General features: G+C 39.5%; 12 protein-coding genes. All 12 read right to left on the bottom strand.

All coding sequences use genetic code 11. The features are described from left to right. Position 1: 1 nt before the first annotated feature. Positions 2-1435, bottom strand: coding sequence for a lipopolysaccharide biosynthesis protein (locus H3H32_RS06510; protein ID WP_182461911.1), 1434 nt, complete (start codon positions 1433-1435; stop codon positions 2-4). A gap of 105 nt (positions 1436-1540) precedes the next feature. Further along, positions 1541-2269 (bottom strand): SDR family NAD(P)-dependent oxidoreductase, encoded by a 729-nt coding sequence (locus tag H3H32_RS06505; protein WP_182461910.1) that lies wholly within the window; start codon positions 2267-2269, stop codon positions 1541-1543. A gap of 3 nt (positions 2270-2272) precedes the next feature. Next, positions 2273-3217 carry a phosphoglycerate dehydrogenase gene (locus tag H3H32_RS06500; protein WP_182461908.1) on the bottom strand — a complete coding sequence of 315 codons (945 nt, stop codon included), beginning with the start codon at positions 3215-3217 and terminating at the stop codon, positions 2273-2275. Next, the gene (locus H3H32_RS06495) at positions 3214-3897 is read right to left on the bottom strand and encodes an acylneuraminate cytidylyltransferase family protein (protein WP_182461906.1); all 684 of its coding nucleotides are present in this window, start codon (positions 3895-3897) and stop codon (positions 3214-3216) included. Before H3H32_RS06495 ends, H3H32_RS06500 begins: the two co-directional genes overlap by 4 nt. 21 nt (positions 3898-3918) lie before the next feature. Next, the gene (locus H3H32_RS06490) at positions 3919-4557 is read right to left on the bottom strand and encodes a cyclase family protein (protein ID WP_182461904.1); all 639 of its coding nucleotides are present in this window, start codon (positions 4555-4557) and stop codon (positions 3919-3921) included. 212 nt (positions 4558-4769) lie between these two features. After that, the gene (locus tag H3H32_RS06485) at positions 4770-5495 is read right to left on the bottom strand and encodes a glycosyltransferase family 2 protein (RefSeq protein ID WP_182461902.1); all 726 of its coding nucleotides are present in this window, start codon (positions 5493-5495) and stop codon (positions 4770-4772) included. A gap of 2 nt (positions 5496-5497) precedes the next feature. After that, positions 5498-6166, bottom strand: a complete 669-nt coding sequence (locus H3H32_RS06480) for a sugar transferase (RefSeq protein ID WP_182464252.1) — start codon at positions 6164-6166, stop codon at positions 5498-5500. A 179-nt stretch (positions 6167-6345) separates the two neighbouring features. Then, entirely contained in the window at positions 6346-8673 is a 2328-nt protein-coding gene (locus H3H32_RS06475; protein ID WP_182461900.1) for a GumC family protein, read from the bottom strand. Positions 8674-8685: 12 nt separating this feature from the next. After that, positions 8686-9492, bottom strand: a complete 807-nt coding sequence (locus H3H32_RS06470; RefSeq protein ID WP_182461898.1) for a polysaccharide biosynthesis/export family protein — start codon at positions 9490-9492, stop codon at positions 8686-8688. A 9-nt stretch (positions 9493-9501) separates the two neighbouring features. Then, positions 9502-10620 carry a YjbH domain-containing protein gene (locus tag H3H32_RS06465; RefSeq protein ID WP_240543674.1) on the bottom strand — a complete coding sequence of 373 codons (1119 nt, stop codon included), beginning with the start codon at positions 10618-10620 and terminating at the stop codon, positions 9502-9504. Positions 10621-10631: 11 nt separating this feature from the next. Next, positions 10632-11471: a YjbH domain-containing protein gene (locus tag H3H32_RS06460; protein ID WP_182461896.1), complete on the bottom strand. Its 840-nt coding sequence runs from the start codon at positions 11469-11471 to the stop codon at positions 10632-10634. 126 nt (positions 11472-11597) lie between these two features. Next, the gene (locus tag H3H32_RS06455) at positions 11598-12317 is read right to left on the bottom strand and encodes a hypothetical protein (protein ID WP_182461894.1); all 720 of its coding nucleotides are present in this window, start codon (positions 12315-12317) and stop codon (positions 11598-11600) included. Position 12318: the final 1 nt, after the last annotated feature.

The following is a 12318-nucleotide window of genomic DNA, read 5'->3' as shown; positions in this document are numbered from 1 at the left end:
TTTAAGTGAAGAATGTGAATAGTATTAGTATAAGTATAAATGGCAAAAAAGTATTCCATTCATATTGAAAAAAAGAAGTTTTTATGAATTTATAAGATTTGTATGGAGCATACCATGAATAACAAAGCACATATGCAGATAGCATACTAACTGGTAGCGCATATATCGCCATAAATGGATATAAGAAAATAGATAAACCTATCATTAGGACTCCGGTTATTCCATTAAGTGTATGCCAAATAATATGATTTGTTGTGCTATAAACTTGTAAATGCATTGCACCATATCTATCAACTAGAAAAGCTAATCCCATTAATCCCCACAAGCGTGGATCAGGAAATACTATATTAGAGTGAATTAATTTAAACAGCGGTTCATGTAAAAATGTAACTGAGAAAAAACCTATTGAAAAAATTAAATAAACTCTGAACATATTTCGACGAGCCACATTTTTCAACTGATCAATATCGCCTTTTCCAGTATAGGCAGCTAACTCTGGTAATCGACTATAAAAAGGTGCTTGCGCAAAATTACGAATCGCTTGAATAAGATTAAGTCCTAATAAATAAGATGCTAAGGCTGCTGGTGTTGCTAGTTGGGCATAGACGAATCCAGATAATTGGATGATTCCTTGAGACATTATTAGACCAAGCCCACTTTTTAACGCACTTGGAACTACATTCTTTCGAATTTCATTCATCTTATCGGTATCAGGAAGATTTTGTTTCAAAAAGGGATACTTATTAGCTACCAGTCGGTAGTTTCGATATACTGCCACCAACATCCAAAATTGCGTCACTATTACTAATATATATACATTAGGATATATTATAAGTAGTATAATACATGATGCCGAACTTATTAGATTAAATAATGTATCCCATCTACGAACAAGAGGCACATTATGAGTGCCTTGTAGTAAATTTAAGTATACATTTCCCCATAATATAATAGGAAAAGTAATCGAAAACATTCCCCATGTTAGCCAACCTAATTTTGCTTGACTAGATTCTTGAATAGGATGCATAAAAGCCCATGAACCTACAGTGATTAGTATTAACAGGCCAATTAAGCAAAGTAACTTGTACACTTTCATCATTAGATGGTAAACTGTAGTAATAAATGATTCATTAAATCCATCTTCATCAGAGGATAAAAATACTCCTGATTGAAGTTTTGTAAAATCATTAAACCCTACTGTACCATATGCTATAACTCGCACAAAAGCGGAACCAAATCCAGCGTCAAGTAAAATTTGTAAACTTATTACAGTTGCATATAAATACCATAAATTAACATCGCCTGTAGTAAGGCGACTTAATATAAGTGGCATTACTATTGTCACATTAAATGATTTTGACAAGAAACTCGCCCAAGTCGTTATAGTGGGCGAATTCCAAAGCTTAATAAAATAGGTTATATATTTAGTATTCATATGAGGCTAGGTTGGAGTTAAGTACCCAGCGATGTTAGTTCCAATGGATTTGATTGATCAATATTTTAGTAAAAACAACAATTTATAGTTTGATTTTTGTAGTTTCTATAAATCCTTTAATACAGAACTTATGCCTCCATCAAGTGTCAAGTTAGCTCCGTGAATGAAACCAGAGTTTTCGGAAGCAAGAAACAATGCCATTTTAGCTACATCTTTCGGGCTACCAATACGTTGTACTGGATGAATTTTTCGTAACTCATCTAATGCACCTTGGTTGCCGTCAAATCCAGCTAAAAGCATGTCTGTTTCGATAGCCGCCGGACTAATTGCATTCACCCGAACCCGGCCCTCTAAATCAACGGCTAGGGCTCTCGTTAACCCAATTAGTGCACTTTTTGATGTGGCATAACTAATAAATCGTCTTTTAGTTAGTTGTTGATGTATACTGCCAATATTAATGATACAGCCATTTACATCTTCTAATTGATCTAAAAAATTCTGAGAAAGTAATAACGGGCCTGTTAAGTTAACAGACATTGTATGATTCCAGTCGCTTAATTTCAGATCTGACAAACTGTCTAGTAACTGCACTGCGGCATTGTTGATCAAAACATGAACCTCAGGAATCAGTATATAAAAATTATGCTTCCATTCATTTCGATAATCTTCATCTGAACTAAATTGATGTAAATCGAACTGGATTAATTGATCAGCTTGATGGTTGTCTGATTTTTGAACGTCCAATCCGTATACATAATAGCCCGCTTCACGAAAGGCTAGCGCAAGCGCGCTGCCTATACCTCCTAAAACTCCTGTAATTAGGACTTTTTTCATATGCTAAGCATTTACACCAATTTCTAAAAACTTAAATATAGATCGAATAGCCTGGTGGCTAGCGCGACGAACCCCCTGAATTGTATTTGAACCATTATGCGTTCCGAAAATGCACAGATCAAACTGCCGAAGTTCAGATTCCATTGGCAGCGGTTCTATTTCAAACACGTCGAGACCTGCCGAATGTACTTTTCCATTTTTAAGTGCAGCTATTAGAGCCGCTTCCTCAATGATAGGGCCTCTGGAAACATTTACAATACGAACACCATCTTTCATTAATTGAATTGTTTCGGTATTGATCATGTGCTTAGTCGCATGAGTCAGAGCACAAGTAGTGACAACAAAATCGGCAGCCTCTAGCCCCTCCGGAAAATTCAGGAAACGATATGCTTCCTCATCGGCTTCAGTCCGGGTAGCAAAAGGATCGTATACATTAATATGCATATCAAATGCTTTCAAAAATCGAGCTGTAGCCTTTCCAATATCACCGAATCCAACTAAAGCGACTGTATGACCCGCTAATGACATCCCAGCTGGTTTTACCCAATTTCCTGCCCGAACTTCACGATCGATATAATAGGTCTGTCGAGCAAGACCTAAAACATACGATACAGCAATGGTGGCCACTTCAGCGCCAAACATCATTGGTGTATTAATAATCGGGATTCCTAACTCTTTACAGGCCTTAAAATCAACATTATCAACGCCAATACCCCATTTAACAGCTGCTTTCAATTTTCCAGCTTTCCCAGCACGAAAAATCTGTTCTGTTGCCTGATCATCCCCGATGATCCAACCATCAACAGTTGGAACAAGGTCAAGAAGTTCTTCTTCTGATAAAATTTGAATTACCTTGGGAGCAATTACTTCTATGCCAGCTTCTTCGAAAATAGGCAAAAATTCAGCAAGTTGCCCAAGCATAGGTGGGCAGGTAATTAAGACTTTCATACTACCAGTTCAGGATAAAGTTCAGTAAAGAGGAATTCAGCAACTTTAAAATTTAATTCAACATCAATATCCTGTGCTTCAATTTCAGCTATTTCATACATGTAAGGTCGATCACCAATTCGATTGCCTTTTTGTATAAGCGTTTCTTTTTTGAAGATGTACATACAGGAGTTTTCCATATATACAGGCGGCAAATCCTGGGTTCGGAGCAGAATATTTGCGTTATGATTGATTGCCCTAGCTAATTGGTCCCAAAGCCTTGTCTGCATTCGAGTTACGCCAAATAGCGTATCGTATATAGGATATTGGTTCAGGAATTGTTTAACTCCTTTTTCAACAGTTTCTGCTGACAGCAATGGGTTCGTACTATGAGTTTGTAGATAAAAGTCAGCTGGAATTTGCTCACAGGTATTTAGCAGAACGTTATTCATTGGAATAGCCCCATCACGTAAATGTTCTGGCCGCTCCAGAACTGTAATAGTGGGGTAATGAACTTGAGCCTGTTCAATGACCGTAGGACTATCTGTATCGATTACAATTTTTGTAATCGACGGGCATTCCAGTAATGTATCAATGATTCGATGAAAAAGGGGTTTACCAGCAAAATCTCTGTAATTTTTCCCTGGTACTCTCTCGCTGGAATGGCGCATGGGAACAATAGCAGCAACGGAATATGACATATCTATATTTAGTAATAATTATTAATTCTGATATAATATAGCTCGACAGGGAACACCTTCAATACCCTGAACCTTCAAAGGCAAGCATATCAACTGATATGTATTGGGCTCTACATGCCCAAGATAAATACCTTCCAAGATAATAATTCGATTGCGCAATAGAATTTGGTGCGTTGCTGGCGAATCGGCATATCGTTGAATTGATAGATAGTCAATACCTACTAGTTGAATTTGTTTTTCTACAATCCATTCAGCAGCATCAGCAGCAAGTGCTGTAAATGATTCTCGAAATGGCTTTGCTTCCCAATTAGAGAGAGAATTATCTGTACGTAGTAAGAGTCTCTTGGGAACATCTGCTCCTACATGATGTTCCAATAATTCACGGGTAATTGTATCTGTGTCTGGGATAGATACAACTCGGCATGCGCCAATCAGAGTCGTCAATAAAAAAGAAGATGTATCGGCACCATTGTTGACAAAATGTAAGGGGGCGTCAAGATGTGTACCTGTATGTACATCCATATCTAATCGACTAACATTCGCATCTGAATTAGGTCCAATAGTATGCAACGACCTGGTCTGTACACCTATACTACCTGGCCAGGTTGGCAACGAAGGGCATAAGGTAACCGAAATATCTATAGGATCTCCATTAATCATAAGCAATTTGTTTCATGAACGGCTGAATGGTGCGTGTAACTTTCTCACGCCGGAAAAACTCATTCGGGTAATAGAAGCGCTCACGTAACGTGCGATCAAGCGTACCTACGAAGCGGTAGCCTTGGTAGGTGCCCCAGAATTGTAATATTCGAAATATTGGAATATCAAGAAAATTTAACCAAAAAACGCCTTCCTGTATTGCTGCTATATAATCACTCAGAATATTCGAAACGGATAAATAAGCGAAGTTCCAGAAGATTAAATTGGGCACTCGGCTTAATACGTTTAAAAGCGATAGCTTCTCGATAATAACGGTTAAAAATCTTACGAGGAGTTTCTTCATGTACATGAACAATTACGGCATCAGCTTCATAGGCAATTCGATGTCCTTGTTGTTGAATAATAGCTGCCCAATGAAGATCTTCTAGCCCAGTCAATGACTCGTCATAATTAATCTGTTCCCAAAGTGAGCGCCGGATAGCCGTGTTGGCATTATTACAAAATGGGATTGATTGGTTGTAATTGGAAACAGTAGGAAACCATTTTGCAAATAATTGTCGCTCAGAGAATTTGCTAAGTTGATTCCCAATTTGACGCCCATATGTCAATCCAACCTTAGTATCTTCAAAGGGAATAAGCATCTGCTCTATCCAATTTGTATAAACTGGGTAAATGTGAGCACTGGCAAAAAGTAGAATGTCGCCAGTTGAACGCTGACAACCAAAATTGAGTGCACGACCAAAAGAGAATTCTTCCGGGCGAATTTTGACAACCTGAGCGCCTTTTTGCTCAGCTATTTGTATTGTATTATCGGTCGAGCCGGAATCAACTAAGATAATTTCTACTTCATGTTGAGATTCCTGATGAATAATACCATCTAGTAGCTTACCAATATGTTTTTCCTCATTAAAGGCTCTTATAATAATACTACACTTCATAATTACCAAGCATTTTTATTACCAGTCATCATAGCTTTCACTGTCAACCAGCAAATCCATACATCTAGGCAAGGCGTTTTTTTTCTATTATAAAATCTGTCATATTTCACACGATGTTGCATTTTCATTAATTGATCCGTTTCACCTCGACAACCACGTACTTGAGCCAAGCCTGTTATTCCAGGTTTTACTCTGTATCGTTTTCTGTATTCTGGCATACTATTCCAAAATTGGGCACTATGTTGTAAAGCATGTGGTCGAGGGCCAACGATACTCATATCACCAATTAATACATTTAAGAATTGAGGCATTTCATCCAAATTTGTTTTCCGCAGAAATTTACCAACGGATGTCACACGGTTATCATTCTTTGTGGCCTGATGAAAACTTGCCTGTGGGTTATAAGTCATGGTACGGAATTTCAGACAATAAAACCAGCTACCCCGATAGCCTGTTCGTTTCTGGATGTACAATATTGGCCCCCGTGATCCTATAGAGATAAGCAGTCCTATGATTGGAATTAACCAGGACAATACAAAAATTGTGACGAGTAACGAAAAGCAAATATCAAATATACGTTTTCCTAATTGCTGATAAGTAATTTCATTACGACGGGTCCGTGGTTCAGCATACACGTATAAGGTTTTATAGTGGGAGTCAAGACTTAGCATACCTCTAAAGTTTACATCCAGTTGGGTATAGTATGATTGATTTTGGATAGATACTATTCTGTAATTAAGCAGATTTAGTTTTTTATTAATCACAGAGACACGTAGAAGTCATACATCGTTTTAGATCACTTAAACTCCGTAATCTCCGTGTCTCTGTGATTAATAAATTTGTTTAATACCTATGCACCGCTATCTAAACGTTGCTTTTTATCAGAGCCACCATAATAGTCGCCGTAACTGTAGTTATAATAGTATGATTCACCTTCACCAACCCCATTTAAAATAATACTCAACTTCTGGAAGCGGTGTTCTTTAAATAAGGTGTCAACCATTTTAATATAGTTTTTAGGCGTGTGGTCGTGCCGTACTAAAAACATGGTCGCATCGGCATATGGGGCAATCAATTGAGAATCTGTCACCAAGCCAACAGGTGGCGAATCGACTAGCACATAGTCAAATCGAGCTTTTAACTCGTCAAATAACTGTGTTAAGAAGGGCGAGCTTAATAATTCGGCAGGATTTGGCGGTATAGGGCCTGAGGTAATGATAAAGTAATTATCATAGCCTACAATTGGCTGCAATAATTCGTCAATCGTAGCCCCACCAATTAAGTAATTACTCAATCCGGCTCGGTTTTCCATATGTAAGCTCTTGTGTAGCTTAGGCTTGCGCATATCCATCTCCAGAATAACGGTCGTTTTGCCTACAAGCGCTAAACTAGCGCCCAAGTTGAGTGATACAAACGATTTGCCTTCACCACTGATACTGGAGGTAAATAATAAGACCTGGCTCTTTTGCGGATCACTTCGCAGAAACTGTAGGTTTGTCCGTAATGCCCGAATCTGCTCACCAATGACCGATTGCATACGTGGTTTAAAGACAAAACTATCGGTACCTAATTGCCGCCCTTTCACGATCTCACCCAGAATAGGCACCTGCGTTGCATCTTCAACATCAGAACGACGTAAAACCCGATTATTCAATGCATCCTTTGCCGAAATAACACCTATTGGTACAAATAGACCAAAAACAGCAAATAAAGCAAAAATCATTATTTTTATCGGTTTGATAGGCTTACTGCCTGTACGCGCTGCATCAACCGTTCGGCTATCTGAAACTGTCGAAGCTGCCGATAAGGCCGTTTCTTCCCGCTTTTGTAATAAATAGGTATACAGAGCGTTTTTAATGGCCTGTTGCCGGGTAATATTTAATAAAGCCCGTTCTTTACCGGGCACTGTTTTTATAACTCCCTCTAACCGTTTGTTATTCGCCAGGAGCTGCTCACGATTGCTAATCAATTGTTGGCGAATGGTTTGTACGTTTTCATTCGTACTGGCTTTCATTGTCCGTAATTGACTGTCGAGCGATTGAAGTAATGGGTTATTGGGCGACATAGTTCGTGACACTTCTTCACGCTTCATTTCTAGTTCGGCCATTTTTGTCAGTAGTCCTGTTAGAATTGGGTCGCTCAACCCCATGGTCGCTGGTGCAATCCCTTTTTCGCCTGACTTATTTTGTATATACTTTTCAATGTCGGTTAAAGCTCCTAGCCGGAGATTGACTTCGTTCAACTGTGTATCATTTTCCTTCACAGTTGTTAAAAAAGCTTGTGCCTGTAAACTTAAATCGGTAATCCCCTGGGTTGATTTATAGAGCTCAACTTCCTTCTCGACAGTGGATAATTCCCCGGAAATCAGTGCTAGTCGATTTTCAATGAAATTAAGCGTATTACTAGCTTCTTTATTTTTATCGACAATGGCCTCTTTGTTATACTCATTAATCAACTGATTTAAGATAGCTTCTCCTTTATCCGGCACAGTTTCATCCAGACTCATTGCTAGTACTGTAGATTGTTTTGCCGTTGGCTCAACTTTCAGGTTTTTTAAATAATCCTCAACAGTCTCAGTGCGACTTAATACCATAGCGATTACCGGCGCAACGGTTTTGTTTAGTGCCTTCCTGGGGAATATTCGTAATTGCCCAAAGGGTGTTTTGATGCTTTGATTAATGGGATAAGGTTTCCCATTTAGAAAGATCGTTTTGCCATCCTGAAACGTAAATTCTAGTTTTTCAGCATACAGTTCAGATGTTGGCTTCTCGACCAACAAACGAATAGGTGATTCGGTATAAATTTCTTTATTAAACGTGTTGGTAGATTGATAATAGCGAACATCAAGGCCTAAATTGTTGACTACGCGGTCCATCAAGGTATAGGACTTAAGTATCTCTTGTTCATTCTCAACTACTTTACTTTCCGTAAAGATGTCCATCTCTTTCATCAGACTTTCGCCTGAAATACCTTTTTTCTCGTCTTTAACCAGTACACTAGCCTGTACTTTATAAACAGGAGGTTGATACAATAAATAGACATAAGCAGCGGCTAAGGCCAGAATCAACGTCAGCACAAACCAGGGCCAGTTGCGCACATACCGCATGAGCATCGCGCGCATATTTAACTGTGGCTCTATCTCGTAAGCCTGATAGGGTGTATATGGATTTGTAGTCATAGTAATGTGCTGTTAAAACCGGCTGACAATAATGGCGACAAAGGATAAAGCACTAATAACAATTGGCAAAAGTTGGTAAGTCCGGTCGGCATTTGTAATCCGTGCCTTTCCGGGTTCGATATAAACGACATCATTGGGGTGTAGATAGTAATAAGGTGATTGAAAGACATCGCGCTTGGTTAAATCAACTCGATTGAACGTTCGTTGTCCATTTTCTTCCCGGATAACCAATACATTATCTCGGCGACCATAGATTGTAATATCTCCGGCTAGCCCTAAGGCAGCAGGTAATGAAATCTCACCATTGGGAATAGAGAAGAGAGATGGGCGAGCTACTTCCCCAGATACTGCAATCTGGAAGTTTAGATTACGCACGTTTACGGTCGGTTCCTTTAGGTATTCAAGCAATTTCTGACGAATTAAGGCAGCTGCCTGTGTACTCGTCAATCCCTGAACCGTTTGTAGACCGATCAGCGGAAGCTCAATCTTCCCCTCTTCACTGACTACATAGCCTGGTGTGTAAGGCATGGGAGTTGTTGGCGTGACCATCTGTGGCGTCCCTCCTCTCTCTGCAATTGTAATGGCTGCATAGGGATTAAAGAAAGTGGTTGCTTCGGGACTAAGACTACTCACCTGTACAGACAGTACATCCCCTGCTTTAATTGTTGGGATAAACCGAGGAGCAAGTGCCAAAGTATCTTTCCCTAAGCCAGTGGCCTGATAAAGGACTAGTTCTTTACTGGAAATGCAACCCGACAGGCATAGGCATAATCCAATAATCCAATATCCTGCTTTAGTTTGCAATAAGCCAACATTCATAATTCAATTTCAATTAACTAATCGTACTTGATTCTGTAAATAACTCTGGTGATACTGCCGTAATAGGGCATCTAATTGATTTCCTGCCTTGTAGCGTTCAGCAATCCGATACCCTCTTGTGTAATTATACTCATACCGAAACTCCTCTGTACTCCGCAAACGAACGCGCTGACCTTGTACAATGCGTCCTGGCGGAATGGGAACAGCGAAATTAAATCCTCCTGTCGAGCCATTCCTGGTTGCTGTAGCAAAAAAGCCAATCTCTACATTGGTAAACTGGCGTATAAAATCCAGTCGTACACCCCGATCTTCATATAAATACTGTCCACCGGATAACTTTAGTGTAATATCTCGGGACGGAATTCGATACGCAACATCGGTTAGTAACATCAATTCGTCTAAGGGTTGATAATACAACCCATTGTTTGGAAAAAAATAAAAACCGGTCAATCCTGCTTCAAAACCAAACGACCAGTTTTTAGTCAGATCCATGTGGCGATATTGCCCATTGAATCCATAGCTATCGTTATAAAAAAAACCGGCTGACAGACTTAAATAATTTGCCTGGTCGAGCGCCAGAAATTGATTCAGAAAAATTGGCGCCGGACGAATATTTAAGGATTGATTATCCAGATCATTGACAATCGGAAACAGTATGCCCCAGTTTAATACTAATCCTCGATTTAGGTACAGCTGACTCTGTAAAAGTATATTTGTCTTACTCTGCACCACTTGTTCCCGGTAGCCAAAATTGACTTTAAAATCGGGCTGTATTCGAAAATCAAACTTATAGCGTCTGGCGTTAAATGGCTGTGATTTAGCAAAATCGGCCCGTTCTTTACGCGATAAGGTCGTTGTTTTAAGTTGTGAATCCAGTTTATACCGGGCAATAGGTACTCCTTGATAAAGTGGAACAAAATCAGTTACCTGATTGGTAGACAACACTTGTTTCAACTCCAGGATACCAACCATTGGGTTTCGGTACAAACGCTGCTCGTAATAGACTTGATGGTTACTACTGTCGATCGTTACATTTTCATAGTTGTTCAGGGTACGATTTATGGGTGACTGGCTAAAACACAGCTGAACAAAAGCAAATGGAAATATAATCGATAGCGTTTTAAGCACAATTAACTTGGTTATTCTACAGGTATACCCGACACTCGTTTAGGTAATTTGAACAGTGAAAATGCATAGGAAGTACCAAGGGTTACCTGATCAAAATTCAGAACACCACCTTGTAGCGTCCAATGTTTAAACAAGGTTGTATAGGCACCTAAATTCAGATGATGCGAATCCCATTCAACCATAACACCTGCTTTCTTGTTCACTCGAATATTAATACCTCCAAAAGGCCCTGTTAAATAGCGTTTAGGATCATTACTAAGCATAAAACCTGAAAATATTCCTGAATTCTGATCATTCTTAATATCCTCTCGAGCAATATGATAAGGTGTCCCTGTTCCAAGAGTAACTTCTGCATCAATTGTCTTAGTCAATTGGATAGTTTTGGTAGCGACCAGGGCATTCGTAATAAGCGAATTATCGATACCAAAGGGCATTGACAAGATCAAAGCTAGTGCAGGGCGTTTTTTCTTTTCAGTCAATAACAAATATTTCACATCAATCTGGCGATCACCAACCCCTCTATCATTAAAAGATATTTCACCATTTGGCCTTAAAAGATTTATATTTAATTCAAGCCTAGGCAGTACAACAAGATTTACATAATAAATATTTTCAGAATTTCGGGTTTTAATTCTGGGATCTATATTCGGATTAAACCTAAATGCATAATTAATGGGATTATAGCTTACACCAACATGTATTATTCCTTCATCAAGTACCCTCGCTGTTGGGATATACATAAGTCCAGCTTTACCCGAAATATTCACCTGCGCTCGAACTAGAATCGGCTGACCGAAGCTGAAGAGCATTAGCCCTATTCCAAAAACCTTTTTACCGGTCCACTGTAGCATTGAATAGCTGAACGTTTAGTCTATACGTTATCCTAATAGTGCCGTTTTGGATACCGATTAACAGTCCATCACAACTACGTTCTAAATACTAACAAGGCAGTTTAGAACGTAGTTGTGATGCGTTGATTACTTAAATTTAACGCGCAGCGAAAGGCCAGCTTCTAAACCATTCAAGCTTACTTTCTCGGTTGTACTGGTTGTGCTGGTTGATTCTGCGGACTTCACGACCTGGTTGTAGCTACCTAAGTGGTAACGTACATCAAGCCCTAAGTACAGTTTTTTGACGAGTTGCTTCTCTGCGCCAACAAACACCTGTACACCATAGTTGTTACCAGCCTGCGTTTCGCTAACAGAACCTGTGTTATTCACAACCGTACGATCGAATTTGTCGTTAATGAAATAACGAGCCACACTCACCCCAATGTAGGGAGTCAGGAACGGTTTTTTAGCAGTTTCATCGCCAGCAGTCTTGCCTTCAAAGGTGTACTTCAGATCAAGCGAAACGGGAATTATAGACAGCGTAAATTTTTCGTTCCGATTGATGCCCGCAATACTCAGATCACTAGAAACAGACTGTTTCCAGTAACCCACCCGGCCACCGATAGACAGTCCTTTTGTAAGGCCTATTTCAAGGGCGGCTGTTGGCATAACCGTTCCATTGAGTTTCGCGCCTGCACCAGCATTATAGCTGGTCAACATAGATCGGTCATTCCAATAATCCAGCGAGGGTTTCCAGTAGCTGGCACCAACGCTGATACTCTTCAGGTTAACTTGTGCCTGAGCCGATCGTGTCGATAGGGTACCAGCCAGGGCAATAACTGATAGGAAAAGATATTTCTTGTTCATG

Source organism: Spirosoma foliorum, from assembly GCF_014117325.1.
Lineage (GTDB): Bacteria > Bacteroidota > Bacteroidia > Cytophagales > Spirosomataceae > Spirosoma > Spirosoma foliorum.
This window is presented reverse-complemented; position numbering and strand designations above follow the sequence as displayed.